We start from the raw sequence: 15,889 nt of genomic DNA, 5'->3' as shown, positions 1-15,889 counted from the left end.
GCCACCCCCGGCTAGCCTGCGCTCGGCAAGGAGCCCCGATGGACGTCACCCGCAGAGCCCTGGTCGCCGGCGCCGCCGCGGCCCCAGCGACCGCGCACGCCGCCTCGGGAGTCCTCTCGGGAACCACGAGATTGCTGCCCGCGAAGGCCGCGTTCGCGAAGATGCCCTATGTCTATCTGGACGCCGGCTCCACCCATCCGATGCCCCTCGGCGCGAAAGCGGCGCTGGAGGACTATCTGCGCTTCAAGACCCGCGACGGCCCCTGGCCAGGTTACGACATGGGCGCCAAGGAACGCGCGGTGGTCGAAGCCTTTGGCGCGCTCGTGGGCGCCGCCCCCGACGAACTCTGCATCGTCCAGTCCACGACCATGGGCGAGAACCTCGTCCTGGCGTCGCTGGGCGTGCCTCGGGGCGGCGGGCGGATCGTGACCGACGCCCTGCACTTCTTCGGCTCGTTCTACACCTACGGGGAGCTGGCCAAGGCCGGGATGGACGTCGTCACCCTGCCCATGACACCGGATGGCCGTATCGAGATGTCGGCGCTGGAGGCCGCGGTGAACGGCCGGACCCGTCTCGTCGCCTTGAGCCATGTCTCGACCGTCAACGGCTTCGAGCACGACCTGAAGCGGGTGTGCGACATCGCCCACGCCCACGGCGCCCTGGTCTACGCCGACATCGTCCACGGCGCCGGCTCGACGCCGCTGGACCTTCGGGCGACCGGCGTCGATTTCGCGGCCTGCTCTTCGTACAAATGGCTGATGGGCGATTTCGGGCTCGCGTTCCTCTATGTGCGCCGCGAGATCCAGGATCGCGTCGAGCGGCCGTGGTGGGGCTATCATCAGGTCGGCGGCCGCTTCCAGACGCACCTCTATCCCTTCGATCCTCCGGGCGACCTCCCGGCCGAGTACGGATACGCCAGGGGCGCGGCGGGCAAGTTCGCCATGGGCACGACGTCATGGACAGGCGTGGTCCAGCTCGAACACAGCCTGGGCTTCATCCACGAGCTGACCGTGCCGGCGATCCAGGCCTGGCGCCAGCCCATGGCCGACGCCATCCAGGGTGAATTGCGCCGGCGCGGCTACCGGCCGCTCACGCCCGAGGGCAGCCGCACGCCCCTGGTCGCCTTCGCCCTGAAGGACGCCCGCGCCAGGCTGGCCGGGCCGCTGGCCGAGGCCGGCGTGCGAATGACCGTCTCCGCCCACCGCTTCCGCGTCTCGCTCTCGGTGTTCAACGACATGAACGACGTCGACCGGCTGCTCGAAGCCCTGCCCAAGGCCCCGCCTGCATGAAAACGGCCCTGATCCTCGCAGCCGTCGCAATGGCCGCGCAGCCGGCCTTCGCCCAGCCGGCCTTCGCGCAGGCGCCCGGCGCGCCGCAGCCGCCACCGGCGCAGGCCGCCGGTCCCTTCGCCATCCCGATGTCGCGGCCCACGCCGCCCGGCCCGAGCGAGCCGCTGCCGGCTCCGAAGCGGTTCACGGCCAAGCGCACGATCGCCGTGAAGGGCCAGAAGGTCGCCTATACCTCGATCGCCGGCGAGACTTACCTCTACAACCGCGCCGGCGACCCGATCGGCTCGCTGTTCTCGTTCACCTACCTCAGGGACGGGCCACCCGATCCGACGCGACCGGTCATGTTCGTCTTCAACGGCGGACCCGGCTCGTCGTCTCTATGGCTGCACATGGGGGTGGTGGGCCCGCGCCGCGTCGTCCTGGACCGCGAGGTGAACCCGTCCAACACCCCGCCCTTCGGCGTCGCCGACAACCCCTACAGCGTGCTGGACGTGGCGGACCTGGTGTTCATCGACCCCGTGGGCACGGGATGGTCCCGGGTGGTCGGCAAGGGGACGACGGCCGACTTCTGGGGGGTCGACGAAGACGCCGACACCGTGGCCCAGTTCATCGAGCTGTGGCTGACCGAGCATGGCCGCTGGGGCTCGCCCAAGTTCGTGATGGGCGAGAGCTACGGCTCGATCCGCGCCGCCGTCCTGCCGCGAGCTCTGATGGGCGGGCCGCTCTATGTGGGCCTGATGCGCGGCATCACCCTGAACGGCGTCGTGCTGCTGGGGACCACGCTGGGCGCCCGCGGAGCCTCCGGCGAGGCCGGCGGGACCGAGATGCGCCAGGCGCTGCAACTGCCCGCCCTGGCCGACACCGCCTGGTATCACCAGCGCATCGACCGCCAGGGCCGCAGCCTGGAAGCCTTCCACCAGGAGGTGCTGGCCTTCGCCCAGGGCGACTATGCCGAGGCGCTGAAGCGCGACCGCGCCGGCCAGCTCCCTCCGGCCGAGCGCGACGCGGTCGCCACCCGGCTGGCGGGATACACGGGCCTGCCCACCGAAATCTGGGCGAAATCGCTGCGCCTGTCCGACGCCGAGTTCTCGCGCCGGCTGCTGGCCGACCAAGGCCTCCAGGTGGGCGTCTACGACAGCCGCTACACCCTGCCCCTGGCGGGCAGCGGCAATGACCCGGTGGGCGACGATCCCGCCATGGGCCGCTATGTCCCGGGCTTCGTGGCCGCCTTCCACCAGATGGCGGCCGACGACCTGAAGATCCGCATGGAACGGCCCTACGGCGCCATCGTCTGGAAGGACCTGCTGCCGGCCTGGAACTGGAACCGGACGGGCGTGCCGCCGGGCCAGAGCTTCGCCACCGACCTCACCGTCGCCATGCGGCGCAACCAGACGATGCGGGTGCTTGTGGCCTCGGGCTACTACGACCTCGCCACCCACACGGCGCCGGCCGAGTACGAGGTCCAGCAGGCCGGCCTGCCCGCCGACCGCATCATGCTGCGCCGCTACGCTTCGGGCCACATGCTCTACCTGGGCGACACCGCCGAAGCCTTCGCCGAGGACGTCCGCACGCTGATCCGGGCCGCGTCGAGGTAGGCCGGGCCAGGACACCACCCAGGGCCGGCGGTGGCGGCCAGCCGTAGCGAGACTTGCCGGCGGCCAAGCCCGGCGCTTGGCCTGTGCGCCCTTCCCCGCCGCGGCAAGCGACGCGCCGCACGCCTCCATGTCATGCTCTGGAGCGCCATACCTGGGAAGCTTCACCTCGCGATCTCGACGCAACGCCTTGATGCGTACGGCAATCCAGGCCTATAAATGAGAATTATGATTCCGCTTTTGAGCCGGAAGGCTCGGCGGGACTTCGAACCCCGATGAGGTGGCGTGATGCTGGTGACGAACGCGGTGCAGCCCGGCGGCGAGCAGGCCAAGGCGTTCTTCAGCGGACCGGAGGACGGCCGCTTCGTCATGGTCAACCTTCTGAAGTTCAAGCCTTTCGCCGAGTACCCCGACGGATCGGACGCCCACATCACCGGCGCCGAGGCGTACGCACGCTACACCGTGGAGGTGCGCAAGCTCCTGGCCTCGTATGGCGGTCGTTCGCTGTACGCCGGCGCCGTGACCGGGCTCCTGCTCGGCGAGGTGGGGGAGCTCTGGGACATGATCGCGCTCGCCGAGTACCCGTCTCTCGCCGCGATGAGCGAGATGATGCGATGCCCCGGCATGCAGGCCATCTCCCACCATCGGCATGCCGGCCTCGCCGGCCAGCTGAACATCCGCACGCGGCCGCATGTCCGCGACGAGGTCGTCGCGGAAGCCCCCTAGAGGCGCGGGGCGCGCGCCGCTCGGCGACGCGACGGCGACAGGTCCGTCCAGCTTACACGGGGAAGGCTCGGAAATGATTCCACGCATGAAGTTCCGTCTGGCGGCGTCGGCGGCCGTCGCCGCCGTCCTGGCGGTCGCCGCGAGCGCCCCGGTCTTCGCGGACGCCCAGGCGCAGGCGCCCGCCGCCCCGAAGGCCCTCGGCCCCGCCGAGGTGGGGCCGCCGATGGAGATCACCTGGCAACAGGGCCCGGACCGCCCGCGCGCGACGCGCCGACCGCCCAACATCGTGCTGATCGTCGCGGACGACCTCGGGTACAACGACCTGACGGTGAACGGCGGCGGGGTCGCCGGCGGCGCGGCGCCCACGCCCAACATCGACTCCATCGCCCGGGAAGGCGTCAACTTCGCCCAGGGCTATGCCGGTCACGCGACCTGCGCGCCGTCCCGCGCGGCCCTCCTCACCGGACGGTATCCGACCCGCTTCGGCTTCGAGTTCACGCCCGCCCCGCCCGCGCTCGGCCGGAACATGCGGACGTTCAACTACGGCATCCACAACGGCATCTCCTTCCCCGAGCGGGAAAAGGACATGATCCCGTTCGCCAAGATGGGTCTGCCGCAGAGCGAGATCACCCTCGCCGATCTCCTGCAGCGCGCCGGCTACCACACCCTTCACTTCGGCAAGTGGCATCTGGGGGAGTCGCCGGAATTCGGGGCGACGAAGCGCGGCTTCAAGGAAAGCCTGCTGACCAGCGGATCCATGTACCTGCCCAAGGACGACCCGCGCGTCGTCAACTCCATGCAGGACTTCGATCCGATCGACCGGTTCCTGTGGCAGTCGATGCCGTTCTACGCCCAGAAGGATGGCGGTCCGGGATTCCGGCCCAAGGCCTATCTCACCGACTACCTCACCGACGAGGCGGTGAAGGCCATCCACGCCAACCGGAACCGGCCCTTCTTCGCCTATCTGGCCTACAACGCCCCGCACACGCCGCTGCAGGCGACCAAGGCGGACTACGAGGCCCTCTCGCACATCAAGGATCATCGGATGCGGGTCTACGCCGCGATGATCCGCGCCCTCGACCGGGGTGTGGGCCGGGTCCTGCAGCAGCTCGAGGAGGATGGCCTCAGGGACAACACGCTCGTGGTGTTCGTCAGCGACAATGGCGGAGCCGGCTACGTCGGACTGCCCGAGCTCAACCGGCCCTTCCGCGGGTGGAAGCTGACCTATTTCGAAGGCGGTGTCCGGACGCCATACCTCATGCGTTGGCCGGCGGTCATCCCGGCGGGAACCACCTATCGCGCCCCCGTCTCGCACTTCGACATCTTCGCGACCGCCGCCGCCGCGGCCAGGGCCGCCCTGCCCGGAGACCGTGTGATCGACGGCGTGGACCTGGTTCCCTACGTGACGGGCAAGAGCCGGGGCCGGCCCCACGAGGTCCTCTTCTGGCGCAGCGGCGACTATCAGGTCGTCCGCGCAGGCGACTGGAAGCTGCAGGTCACCGATCGTCCGAACAAGGACTGGCTCTTCGACCTCGCCAACGACCCCACCGAGCGGATCAACCTGGCCGAGGCCATGCCCGACAAGGTGGCCGATCTGAAGCGTCTGCTGGCCGGGCACAACGCCGCCCAGGTCAAGCCGCTCTGGCCCCAGCTCGGCCTCTCTCCGGTGATGCTCGACCAAACCCTGGCCGAACCCCAGACGCCGGACGGCGAGTACGTCTACTGGGGCGGCTGACCCGGCGGCCGGCGCCGGCGATCCGCGACACCCCCCGGGCCTCCCGCAATGACCAGCGGAAGGCGAAACGTCCTATCGCGCCACGAACGCCCGCACCGCGTCGGTGAACCGCTGGAGGTTCTCTGCGCCCTCGTAGACCCCGTGCGGACCGGCGAAGTAGGCGGCGGTGAGCTGGGCCGGCGGCACGCCCACCTGGTCCAGGGTGTAGCGGCCCGCATAGGCCGGGGTCGTGAGGTCGTAATAGCCGGCCGCCCAGAAGAGACGCAGCGCGGGATCGGCCTGCATGGCCTGAGCCAACCCTTCAAAGGGATTCAGGCCGCGCTCGTGCGTCCAGGCCGCGTTCACGGCGAAGTTCACCCCGTAGTACGGCCCGGCGGCGGGATACTTCAGCACCTCGGTCAGGTAGCGGCCGACCACCGGGCTCTCCACCGGCCCGATGGCCGCCGGCGACGGCGGGGGGCCGGCAGGCGCACCGGCCGCACGGCGGGGCACGACGCCCAGGGCCGGGTCGTCGATGGCGCCGTCCTGCCCCGGCTCCAGCGGCGCGGTGACCGTCACGTCCAGCAGGCCGGTGCGCAGGCCCTGGTCCTTCAGGACGTTGAACATCCAGTCGTTCTTCGACAGCCGCAGGTTCTTCTCTTCGATGAGGCCGGCCGGCAGGCCCACCAGGGCCGACATCCGCCCGGCGATCCGGCGGCGCTCGGCCGGCGGCAGGCTGGCGCCCTGGATCAGGGCGCTGACGTACTCGGTGCGCGCGAAGTCGACGGCCGCGTCGAAATGCTGATCCACCGTGCGGCCGGCCCGGTCGACCTTCCCGTGACGCCAGGCGCCCGCGGCCATGGTGGGCAGGCTGACCACATGGGGCATCTCGCGGCCCGGGCTCTCGGACGCCATGGCGATCAGCAGCACGCCGTCGAAGCGCAGGTCGGGATTCGCCCGCACGACCTGGGCCGCGCGCGTGGTCCCATAGCTCTCGCCGGCCAGGAAGCGCGGCGAGGCCTCGCGGCCGTTGGCCTTCAGCCAGGCGCGGATCACCGCGGCCGCGGCGACGGCGTCGCCCGAGGTGCTGTAGAGGGCCTTGGTTTCGGCGCCCGGCAGGGCGCGCGAGAAGCCCGTGCCGACGGGATCGATGAACACCAGGTCCATGGCGTCCAGGGGGCTGGCGGGATTGGGCGCCCAGCCGCCGCTCGCGCGGTCGCCCGGCGCGGCCTTCGGCCGGATGTGGGGTCCCAGGGCGCTCATGTGCAGCGGCGAGGACGAGGCGCCGGGCCCGCCGTTGAACAGGAACACGACCGGCCGCTTCGCCCGGTCCCTCACCCCGTCTCGGACATAGGCGATGGCGGTGGCCAGGCCCACGGGGCGCCCCTCGGCGTCGTTCACCACGACTTCGGCGACGGTGGCCGTGTAGCGGACCGGCTGGCCGCCGAAGACGCCCGTGTGGCGCGTCACGGAGGTCCGTGGAGCCGGTGCGACCGTGGCGGCCTCGGCGGCCGGTCCCGCCCAGGCGATCTCCACCGGAAGCGACAGGACGGCTGCAACGGCGACGAGGAACAGCGGGCGCTTCATCGACGGGACGGCTCCGGAGGCAGGTGTGACGCGGCAAGCCTAGCCGCGCGCGCGCGAATTATCCTTTCGTTGTTGCGCGAGGGGCCCCCGCCGCCGACCGCCCCGCACGCCGGGCTCCGCCCCTGGCGCATGAGTTATGCGCACCCCAAGAAGCGAGCGCATAAGGCCGGCGCATTTTCCCCTGCCAGGGGTCGAGATCGCAAAGAAACTCCGCCCACGGCGCCTAAGCTATAGAGGCTGCAGCACTTCGGCCGCGCGCGCATTGGGACCGCTTCTTGAACAGAGTCCAACATCCCGGCGCAGCGGAGGCGCGGCGTCGCGCCGGCTCCGACGCCCTGTTCGACGCGGCCAGCTATTCCGAGTGGGTCCGGGGCGCCGTGCGCCTTCGCGAGGCGGATCCCGACACCGCCATCCTCTTCGAGAGCACCATTTCGGAACCCACGGCCGACCTGATGGAGGTCGTGCGCGACGCCTTTTCCCTTCGCGTGTCGCCGCGGTACGTCAGCGTCTTCGCCGACGGCAACCGCTACGCCGTGGAGGCGCTGGCGCGCCGCTACGGCCTGTCACCGAACAGGCTGATCACGACGACCGGGGCCACCAGCGCGCTCGCCCTGGCGCTGAAGGCGCTCGCGGGCGACGGCGGGCATGTCCTGGTGGAACAGCCGGGCTTCGACATCCTGACCCGCACCGCGCAGGACGCCGGAGCGCGGGTCGAGGGCTTCCGGCGCACCGCGCGCACCTTCGCGCTGGATCTCGACGATCTGGCCCGGCGGCTGACGCCCAGGACGCGCGCGGTGCTCGTCACCAACCTCCACAACCCCAGCGGCGTCCTGCTGGACTCCGCCGAGATCGCGGCGGCGGCCGAGGTGGCGGGCCGCGTCGGCGCGGTGCTGGTCGTGGACGAAGTCTACGCCGACTTCGCCGCCCCGCCCGTCGGCCAGGGGGACGCCGTCCCGCCGCAGCCGGCCTCCCGGTTGGCCGACAACATCGTCTCGGTCTCCAGCCTGACGAAGGTCTTCGGTCTGTTCGCGCTCAAGTTCGGCTGGCTGGCCGCCGCGCCGGCCCTGGTGGCGCGCATCCGGGAGGCGGCGCCCGACGGGGACATGGGTGTTTCGAAACTGACCCACGCGCTGGCCGCCCACGTCCTCGAGGCGCCCGAGGTGTTCGAGGCCCACTGGAAGCGGTCCCTGGCCCAGACGCGACCGCAGGTGGCCCGCTACGCCCGGACGATGGCCGAGGCCGGCCTCATCGAGGGCGAGCTGCCGCCGTACGGCTGCATGTTCTTCCCGCGCATCATCGGCGTCGACGACACGCGGTCCCTCTCCCGGAGACTCTACGAGCACCACGGGGTCCTGGTGACGCCTGGCGAGTATTTCGACGCGCCCGGCCACCTGCGCATCGGCTTCGGGGCCGACGCCGCCTCGGTCGCCAAGGGCCTGGAGCGCCTCGAGACGGCCCTGCGCGCCGGCCGCTAGCGTCGCCGGTACTGCCGGGCCCCGAACAGGATCGAGCGCTGATCGTCGGTCAGACCGGCCAGGCCCCCCTCGATCGTCTCCTTGCGCAACTCGTCCCGCCCGATGTCCATGCCGCGCCCCACGGCGGGCCGCGCGCCGATCTCGTCGGACCAGCGGGCCAGACCCGGAAGTTCGTCGCGGCGCATCTCGACCTGTCGCAGGGTGTAGGGATAGGTCGCGATATCGGCGATCGTATAGGCTTCGCCGGCCAGGAAACGGCTCTCGCCCAGTCGCTCGTCCAGCACGCGCAGCAGGCGGTCCACCTCGCTGGCGTAGCGGGCGATCGCATACGGATGCTTCTCCTCGGCATAGAAGCTGAAGTGCGCGTTCTGGCCGAACATCGGGCCGACGCCCGACATCTGGAACATCAGCCACTGGTGGCAGATCGCGCGCGCCCGCGGCTCGGTGGGCAGGAAGCCGCCGCGTGTCTCGGCCAGGTGCCACAGGATCGCACCCGATTCCCAGAGAACGAGTTGGCCGCCGGGCGCATCGGGATCGACGATGACCGGCATCTTGTTGTTCGGGTTCAGCGCCAGGAACCCGGGCTCGAACTGGTCGCCCGCCAGGATGTCCACGCCGCGATAGGCGTAGGCCAGCCCCAGTTCCTCGAGCAGGATCGCGACCTTGCGGCCGTTGGGCGTCGGCCCGCCGTAGAAGGTGATCACGGCGCCGACTCCTGCTCGATCTCGCGGGCGAGGTTGGCGCTGATGCGATCGAGCACCCGAAGCGTGGTGCGCAGGTCTTCCGGCGAAATCCCGGCCGCGGCGGCCTCGTTGATCCTCTGCGCCATCGGCACCAGGTCCTCCTTCAGCCGGCGCCCGCGCGGGGTCAGGAAGATGTGCAGCTTGCGCCCGTCGGCCGGATCGCGCTCGCGGCGCACGAGACCCGCCCGCGCCATCGCGTTCAGGGTGGTGACGGCCGTGGGGGCGGTCACGTTGTTGAGCTGGGACAGCCGCGCCTGGGTGACGCCGCTCTCCTGCCAGAGCGCCCGCAGGAAGCCCCAGAAACCGGACGACAGGCCGTGCCGGGCCAGGCGGGCGTTCAGCAGCCGGTCGAAGGCCCGGTGACAGCGTCGCACCTGGAACCCCAGGCTGTCTTCGGAGGCAAGGTCCACGGCCGCCTCAGATCTTGAACGCTTCGAAGGTCTCGGGCGCGAACAGCTCCTCCACCTGGAGGCGGCGTTTGGACAGCCCCTGTTCGTGGTGGTAGCGCAGGAAGGTGTCCAGAACCGTGCGGTTCTCCTGCACGCCATAGGGCCACCAGTCGGCGCCCAGCTCGGTGACCGCCTCCTCGACCGCCGCGACCTGCCAGGGCAGCATGGAGATCATCGCCGACGTGACCCGCAGGTTGTCGTACGCGACCTTCTGGGCCTCGACGAACGCCTTGTAGAGCGACCGCGCGATCCAGCGGTTCTGAAGATAGGCGTCCCGCCGCAGGGCGATGACGTGCATGATCGGAAACAGCCCCGTGCGCCGGTAGTAGGCTTTCTCCACGGGCACGAAATCCGGGAACAGGCGGCGCACCTCGTCGGGGCGCGAATAGAAGGTCGAGGGGGTCCGGGCGGTGTGCAACGCGTCGATCTCGCCCTCGGCCAGCATGGCCGACAGGGTCTTGTCCGGCGGGATCGGAGTCACGCGGAACTGCGGCGGCAGGTCCAGCTTCAGCTTCTCGTCGCGGCCGGGCTCCTCCTCGCCGCCGGTGAAATAGCCCACGCTGGCCGGGTCGACACCGTACTCGTCCGCCAGGATGCCGCGGATCCAGACCGGCGCCGTCATCTGGTATTCGGGGACGCCGATCCGCTTGCCCACCAGATCCTTCGGCTCGCGTATGCCGCTCTTCCTTGAGACGAAGATGCAGGAGTGGCGGAAGAACCGCGACGGGAACACCGGGATGGCGATGAACGCCGGGTCTTCGCGCTGCAGCGAGACGCAGTACGAGGAGAGCGACATCTCCGAGGCGTCGAACTCCCGGCCGCGCAGCATGCGGAAGAAGGTCTCCTCCACCTCCAGCGGCAGCAGGTTGAGGTCGATCCCTTCGGGACGGACCCGGCCGTCGGCCAGGGCGCGGGTGCGGTCATAGTCCCAGCAGGCCAGGGTCAGGCGCAGTCGGCTCAAGGTTCGTCTCCCCCATGTGGCAGGAGGACGTCGCGGCCCTCCCGGCTCGATTCCAGAATGGCCAGGCAGGCGGCCAGGTTGGCCTCGCCCCAGGCGCCGTCGTGCGTGGCCGGCCGGCCCTCGACCACCGCGGCCCAGACCTCGTCGACGACCCCCCGCCGCGGGACCTCGGGCGGCGGCAGGTCGATCACCTCGCGCGCGTCGCCGTACACCTCGACGGCGGTGGCTGTGGGCCGCAGGTCGGCGCGCTCGCAGCTCGCCAGCACGAAGCCGAAATGTTCGTGTCCCACCCGCTCGGCCTCGGCCGCAGGGCCCGAGCCGTAGGCGCGCAGGCGCTTCAGCTCGGCCTCATCGCCGCCGGTCAGGCGACGCCGGGCGGCGCCGTAGTCGTCGGGCGAACGACGCTGGCCCAGTTCGCCCACCCAACCCATGAGGGCGTCGGTGTCGAAGCGGCCGTAGCCGGAATAGACGAGGCTGGCCGAAACGCCGTTCGCAAAGGTCAGCAGGGCCTGGTAGGCGCCCTCGGCGCGGCGCTCGGGGTCCCAGCCCAGGGCCTGGGCGCGCACGCGGACGACCGGCGCGCCCGCCAGACGGCAGGCCACGTCCACCTGGTGGGCCGCCTGGCTGAAGACCACGCCCCCGCCAGCCGCCGGGTCCAGTTCCTCGGGCCGCCGGGGCCGGTACATGAAATCGGTGAAGTTGATCAGGGTGAGCATCCGCAGCGCGCCGAAGCGGCCGGTCCGGATCAGCTCGGCCGCCCGGACGACGGGTGCGTCATAGCCGTGGCTGGGACCGACCAGAAGGCGGACGCCCGCCTCGGCGGCGGCGGCGCGCATCAGGCGGCAATCGGCCAGGGTCAGGGCCATCGGCTTCTCGACCAGCACGTGCTTGCCCGCACGCGCCGCGGCGGTCGCATGGTCCACGTGCAGGTCGTGCGGCGACGCGACGTAGACCACATCGACCTCGGGATCGGCGCACAGGTCCGCCGCGGCCTCATAGGCGCGGCCGGCGAACTCCGCCTCGAAGGCGGCGCGGGCCTCGGGTCGGGGATCGGCGGCGGCGACGAGGCGCACGCGCGGGTCGCCCAGGAACATCGGCCGGGTCAGGACGAAGCCGCGCGACAGGCCGATGACCCCGAAACGGAGGATGCGGTCGGTCATGCTTCTCCCGTCACGTGTCCGGGGCCGCACTGGACTCCGCGGCCTCCGGAAGGTAATTACTTCGATATCTAAGTCTTTTCAACGACGCCCCCAAGAGCGCCCGGAACCGCCCATGAGACCCGCCGACAACGACCTTCTGTGCCGCGTGGAAGGTGAGGCCCCGATGGGCCGGATCATGCGTCAGCACTGGCTTCCCGCCTGCATGTCCGAAGAGGTCGAGGCGGACGGCGCGCCGGTGAAGAGCCGCCTTCTGGGGGTGGATCTGGTGGTTTTCCGGGACACCCGCGGCCGCGTGGGGGTGCTGGACGAGAAGTGTCCCCACCGCGGCGCCTCGCTGGTCTTCGGCCGCAACGAGGAATGTGGCCTGCGCTGTCTCTATCACGGCTGGAAGTTCGCCACGGACGGCGAGATCGTGGACATGTCGTCCGAGCCGCCCGACAGCCGCATGCGCAACCTGCGAGCCCGCGCCTACCCGACCCACGAGGCCGGCGGCTTCGTCTGGGTGTGGATGGGCGAGGCCGACGCGGTGCGGCCGTTCGAGACGCCGGCCTGGGCGCCGGAGCCCGACACGAAGGTCTCGATCGTGAAGATGCACGCGGCCTGCAACTGGGCCCAGGTTCTGGAGGGCGCGATCGACTCCGCCCACTCGTCCAGCCTCCACTCCACGAACATGCCGACCGCCGAGGTCGAAGGCTCGACAGCCACCGAGACCGCGTGGCTCCGGCCGTCGAACGACAAGGCGCCGCGCCTGGAGGCCGAGGTCACGGACTACGGCTTCCACTATGCCGCGATCCGCCGGCCGATCGTGAATCCGGAGACGCACGTCTACATCCGGACCACGGTGTTCATCGCCCCCTTCACGGTGCTGATCCCGCCGAACGACAAGTACAACCTGGCCCAGATGCTGGTGCCGATCGATGACGTGAACTGCATGTTCTACTGGATGGCCTGGCACCCCACGAAGGGAATCAGCCAGGACAACTGGCGGACGTTCTGCGCCGCCGTCCCCGGCGTCGACCTGAACGCCGACTGGACCAAGGTCCGCAACCTCGAGAACGGCTACCTCCAGGATCGCGAGGCCATGCGGGCCGGAGACTTCACCGGCATCCACGGCATCCCGGCGCAGGACATGGCCATGTGGGAGAGCATGGGCCCGATCGCCGACCGATCGGAGGACCACCTGGGGTCGTCCGACGTGGCCATCGTGCAGTTCCGCCGCCAGATGGCCGCCGCCGCCAAGGCCGTCCAGAAGGGCGAACCGGCCATCGGAACGACGGCGTCGGTCCGCCAGGTGGACCTCGCCTCGTTCGAAGGGGTGGTGACCCGGGAGTCCGACTGGCGCACGTTCACCACCCGGAACGCGCGCAGCCGGCAGGCGGCGGAGTAGTCCCCTCATCTCAAGGCGGCGATCCGCTTCGCCGCCGGCTTCAGCGCCAGCGCCATGAGCACGACGCCCGTGGTGACGGCGATGGCCGTGGTGAGCGCCAGCGACTTTCCGATCCCCTGGGGCCCGCCGAACAGGTTCTCGGTCATCCAGGCCGTCCAGGTGGGCGCGAGGCCCAGGCCGATCATGTTGGCCACCGTGAGATAGAGTGCGGCCACCTGGCCGCGCATCCGGTTCGGCGTCATCGACTGCACCGCCGCAGCCTGGAGTCCCCCGTAGACGCTGCCGAAATACATGGCCACGATGAAGAGCACCGCCGCCACGATGGGCCACGGGGACAGATAGGCGCCCACGAAGAGCGGGGCCTGGATGATCGCGCCCCACATCGAGACGCGGATCGGCGCATCCAGCTTGCCCGAGCGCGAGATCCAGTCCGAGATCACGCCGCCCGAGAGGACCCCCAGGGTGCCGAAGACCCCCAGGGCCAGGGCGAAGATCACCCCCACCTCGGCCGGATCGTAGCCGTGGACACGCATGAAATAGGCCGGCCCCCAGACGTTGAAGGCATAGCCTCCGATGACCACCGCCGAGAAGCCCGCGAAGACCGGGCCATAGGCGCCCCGGTTCTCCCAGACGTAGGCGATCACTTCGCGCACCGGCGGGGCGGCCGAGGCGGCCCCGGACTTTTCGAGGCGGCGAGGCGGCTCGCGCACGGTCAGCAGGACAAGGAGCGCCACCAGCAGGCCGGGGAAGCCGACCACGAAGAACGGCACCTTCCAGGCCTCCACCTGCCCGACCACGGGCAGCACGGGCGCCGCGGCGGCGGCCCACTGCACCACAACGCCCCCGACCAGCATGGCTAGGCCGCCGCCCAGCGTGACGCCGCAGTAGTAGACGCCCATCGCGAGGCCCAGTTTCTGCGGCGAGAAATAGTCCGGGATGATCGAATAGGCGGCCGGCGAGAGCGTCGCCTCGCCCACCCCCACCGCCATACGCGCGGCGAACAGACGCCAGAAACTGTTGGCGAGGCCGCAGGCGACCGTGGCCAGGCTCCATAGCGCGATGCCCAGGGCGATGAGGTTGCGGCGCCCCCGCGTATCGACCCAACGCCCGAACGGCAGGCCCAGCAGGGTGTAGAAGGCCGCGAAGGCGAAGCCGATGAGAAGGCTGATCTGCGTCTCGGACAGGCCCAGGTCGGCGCGGATCGGGTCGATCACCAGGCTGAGCAGCACCCGGTCGATGAACGAGAACATGTAGGCCAGCATCAGCACGCCGACCACGTAGAAGCCGTACGCCTCGCTGGGCGCCCAGGGCGCATCGGCGGCCTCGGGCTCCGCCGCCGGCTGTCCGGTCACGGCCTCTTCGCTCATCGTGAACTCCCTCCCCACCATATGATTAGATGTCGAAGTGATTTGCCGGCGCCTTCGGGCGAAGTGTCAACGCTTTTGACAAAGCCGGGGAACCGGCCCACTGAAACAGAAGGGGACACCGTGGGACGGGCGTAGGTGGCGTCACAGGAAAACTCGAAGCCGCTCCTGCTCTCGCTGTTGCAGGCCTTCTACTGGTGCGACGAGAGCCTGCAGAACTACTTCCGGGCCCGGGGCTGGCCGCAGGTGACCCGGCCGCAGTCGATGGTGATGGCCCACATCGTCCTGGGTGTGAACCGCCCCTCGGATATCGCCCGCAACATGGGCGTCAGCCGCCAGGCGATCCACGCCACGATCAACCAGATGATCGAGCTGGGCATCGTGTCGCTCACCGACGATCCCACCAACCGCCGCGTGAAGATCGTCACGCCGACCCAACTGGGCGAGACGATGCACATCGACGCCCAGCATGCGATCCGCATGCAGACCGAGGAACTGGCCCGGCGCCTGGGCGAGGAGGAACTGCGCCAGGTGACGCGGGTTCTCGGGCAGGACTGGGGGCCGCCGCTGCTGTTCGATCCGCCGCTGTCGGGGTCGGACGCCTGACGCGGCGATGGGCGCGATGGACAAAAATTTGGCCGCGGACCGACAAAAATTATCAGGATGACTCGCGCGCGGCCCGCGCCTTCTCCTTTCCCGCCCGACAACGATGCGGCCGCCAGGCCGACGCACAGCGAAGGACGAACACATGCCCGAACTCCGCCAGGTTCCCCGCTCCGAAGTAACCGCAGAGGTGATCCACCGCTACTATGACCGCCTGTTCGGCGAGGGGCGCGATCCGGTGGCGAACCCGGGTACGGCGACGGGAACGCCCGGCGACTGGTGGACGGTCTTCGCCCTCTGTCCCGACATCTTCCAGCATGCCGTCGACGGCTTCGCGGTCTATCGCCATCCCGACCGCAAGATCGACCCGGTGCTGCGCGAACTGGGCCAGACCCGCGCCGGCTGGGTGAAGGGCAGCCAGTTCGTCTTCTCCCAGCACTGCAAGTCGCTGCGCGGGCTGGGGGTCTCGGAAGAGAAGATCGCCGCCGTGCCGCACTGGACGGTCTCGGACGTGTTCGACGACAAGGAGCGCGCGGTGCTGGCCTACGCCGATTGCCTGACCGCAGGCGACGGCCGCACGCCATCGGCGGTGTTCGAGAAGCTCAAGACCTTCTGGAGCGACGAGGAGATCTTCGAGTTCACCTACATCACCACGCTGTACGCCATGCACGCGGTGATCACGCGGGCGCTGCGTATGGAGTACGACAACCGCGAGGAGCCGATCGTCGAGATCGCCGCGCCCGAGAGTTTCAACGCCGGCGATTTCCTGGGGGGCGCTCGCCGGAGCTGACAGCCACATCGTCAACAAAGTTGACGATTAGAGTCCTAAGGACGTAAGT

General features: G+C 70.1%; 14 protein-coding genes. 8 read left to right on the top strand and 6 right to left on the bottom strand.

What is annotated here, in order from left to right:
* Positions 1 to 38: 38 nt before the first annotated feature.
* The 4 genes from WG212_RS10665 to WG212_RS10650 all read left to right on the top strand — a co-directional run bounded on the left by WG212_RS10665 (position 39) and on the right by WG212_RS10650 (position 5,342).
* Complete coding sequence (locus tag WG212_RS10665) at positions 39 to 1,289, top strand: aminotransferase class V-fold PLP-dependent enzyme (RefSeq protein WP_337187075.1); 1,251 nt, start codon at positions 39 to 41, stop codon at positions 1,287 to 1,289.
* Complete coding sequence (locus tag WG212_RS10660; protein WP_337187074.1) at positions 1,286 to 2,884, top strand: hypothetical protein; 1,599 nt, start codon at positions 1,286 to 1,288, stop codon at positions 2,882 to 2,884. Before WG212_RS10665 ends, WG212_RS10660 begins: the two co-directional genes overlap by 4 nt.
* A 285-nt stretch (positions 2,885 to 3,169) precedes the next feature.
* Positions 3,170 to 3,607, top strand: a complete 438-nt coding sequence (locus WG212_RS10655; RefSeq protein WP_337187073.1) for a DUF1330 domain-containing protein — start codon at positions 3,170 to 3,172, stop codon at positions 3,605 to 3,607.
* 85 nt (positions 3,608 to 3,692) lie between these two features.
* Positions 3,693 to 5,342, top strand: a complete 1,650-nt coding sequence (locus WG212_RS10650; protein ID WP_337187072.1) for a sulfatase-like hydrolase/transferase — start codon at positions 3,693 to 3,695, stop codon at positions 5,340 to 5,342.
* 72 nt (positions 5,343 to 5,414) lie between these two features.
* Here WG212_RS10650 and WG212_RS10645 read toward each other — a convergent pair whose 3' ends face one another.
* On the bottom strand, positions 5,415 to 6,908 hold the full coding sequence (locus WG212_RS10645) for a hypothetical protein (RefSeq protein WP_337187071.1): 1,494 nt from the start codon (positions 6,906 to 6,908) through the stop codon (positions 5,415 to 5,417).
* A gap of 275 nt (positions 6,909 to 7,183) precedes the next feature.
* Between WG212_RS10645 and WG212_RS10640 the strand changes: the two genes are divergently transcribed.
* Complete coding sequence (locus tag WG212_RS10640; protein ID WP_337187070.1) at positions 7,184 to 8,383, top strand: pyridoxal phosphate-dependent aminotransferase; 1,200 nt, start codon at positions 7,184 to 7,186, stop codon at positions 8,381 to 8,383.
* Here WG212_RS10640 and WG212_RS10635 read toward each other — a convergent pair.
* The 4 genes from WG212_RS10635 to WG212_RS10620 are packed head-to-tail and all read right to left on the bottom strand — an operon-like array spanning position 8,380 to position 11,696.
* Positions 8,380 to 9,087, bottom strand: a complete 708-nt coding sequence (locus WG212_RS10635) for a glutathione S-transferase N-terminal domain-containing protein (RefSeq protein ID WP_337187069.1) — start codon at positions 9,085 to 9,087, stop codon at positions 8,380 to 8,382. The genes WG212_RS10640 and WG212_RS10635 overlap by 4 nt on opposite strands.
* Positions 9,084 to 9,536 carry a MarR family transcriptional regulator gene (locus WG212_RS10630; RefSeq protein ID WP_337187068.1) on the bottom strand — a complete coding sequence of 151 codons (453 nt, stop codon included), beginning with the start codon at positions 9,534 to 9,536 and terminating at the stop codon, positions 9,084 to 9,086. The genes WG212_RS10635 and WG212_RS10630 overlap by 4 nt, the downstream gene beginning before the upstream one ends.
* A 7-nt stretch (positions 9,537 to 9,543) precedes the next feature.
* On the bottom strand, positions 9,544 to 10,536 hold the full coding sequence (locus tag WG212_RS10625) for an ABC transporter substrate-binding protein (RefSeq protein WP_337187067.1): 993 nt from the start codon (positions 10,534 to 10,536) through the stop codon (positions 9,544 to 9,546).
* Positions 10,533 to 11,696 (bottom strand): Gfo/Idh/MocA family oxidoreductase, encoded by a 1,164-nt coding sequence (locus tag WG212_RS10620; protein ID WP_337187066.1) that lies wholly within the window; start codon positions 11,694 to 11,696, stop codon positions 10,533 to 10,535. The genes WG212_RS10625 and WG212_RS10620 overlap by 4 nt, the downstream gene beginning before the upstream one ends.
* Before the next feature lie 112 nt (positions 11,697 to 11,808).
* Here WG212_RS10620 and WG212_RS10615 point away from each other — a divergent pair, with 112 nt between their 5' ends.
* A complete protein-coding gene (locus WG212_RS10615; protein ID WP_337187065.1) occupies positions 11,809 to 13,083 on the top strand; it encodes a Rieske 2Fe-2S domain-containing protein in 1,275 nt (424 codons plus the stop codon).
* Positions 13,084 to 13,088: 5 nt separating this feature from the next.
* Here WG212_RS10615 and WG212_RS10610 read toward each other — a convergent pair whose 3' ends face one another.
* Complete coding sequence (locus WG212_RS10610; protein ID WP_337187064.1) at positions 13,089 to 14,450, bottom strand: MFS transporter; 1,362 nt, start codon at positions 14,448 to 14,450, stop codon at positions 13,089 to 13,091.
* A gap of 135 nt (positions 14,451 to 14,585) precedes the next feature.
* On the opposite strand from WG212_RS10610, the gene WG212_RS10605 reads away from it, so the two are divergent.
* Positions 14,586 to 15,053, top strand: a complete 468-nt coding sequence (locus WG212_RS10605; RefSeq protein ID WP_337187063.1) for a MarR family winged helix-turn-helix transcriptional regulator — start codon at positions 14,586 to 14,588, stop codon at positions 15,051 to 15,053.
* 142 nt (positions 15,054 to 15,195) lie between these two features.
* Positions 15,196 to 15,840, top strand: coding sequence for a carboxymuconolactone decarboxylase family protein (locus tag WG212_RS10600; protein WP_337187062.1), 645 nt, complete (start codon positions 15,196 to 15,198; stop codon positions 15,838 to 15,840).
* Positions 15,841 to 15,889 lie beyond the last annotated feature (49 nt).

It is taken from the genome of Phenylobacterium sp., from assembly GCF_037189685.1.
GTDB lineage: Bacteria > Pseudomonadota > Alphaproteobacteria > Caulobacterales > Caulobacteraceae > Phenylobacterium.
This window is presented reverse-complemented; position numbering and strand designations above follow the sequence as displayed.

Excerpts from the sequence above, each read along its gene's own strand:
- WG212_RS10600 (WP_337187062.1), top strand. The coding sequence starts at position 15,196 with ATGCCCGAACTCCGCCAGGTTCCCCGCTCCGAAGTAACCGCAGAGGTG.
- WG212_RS10645 (WP_337187071.1), bottom strand. The coding sequence starts at position 6,908 with ATGAAGCGCCCGCTGTTCCTCGTCGCCGTTGCAGCCGTCCTGTCGCTT.
- WG212_RS10665 (WP_337187075.1), top strand. The coding sequence starts at position 39 with ATGGACGTCACCCGCAGAGCCCTGGTCGCCGGCGCCGCCGCGGCCCCA.
- WG212_RS10660 (WP_337187074.1), top strand. The coding sequence starts at position 1,286 with ATGAAAACGGCCCTGATCCTCGCAGCCGTCGCAATGGCCGCGCAGCCG.
- WG212_RS10650 (WP_337187072.1), top strand. The coding sequence starts at position 3,693 with ATGAAGTTCCGTCTGGCGGCGTCGGCGGCCGTCGCCGCCGTCCTGGCG.
- WG212_RS10620 (WP_337187066.1), bottom strand. The coding sequence starts at position 11,696 with ATGACCGACCGCATCCTCCGTTTCGGGGTCATCGGCCTGTCGCGCGGC.
- WG212_RS10655 (WP_337187073.1), top strand. The coding sequence starts at position 3,170 with ATGCTGGTGACGAACGCGGTGCAGCCCGGCGGCGAGCAGGCCAAGGCG.
- WG212_RS10615 (WP_337187065.1), top strand. The coding sequence starts at position 11,809 with ATGAGACCCGCCGACAACGACCTTCTGTGCCGCGTGGAAGGTGAGGCC.
- WG212_RS10610 (WP_337187064.1), bottom strand. The coding sequence starts at position 14,450 with ATGAGCGAAGAGGCCGTGACCGGACAGCCGGCGGCGGAGCCCGAGGCC.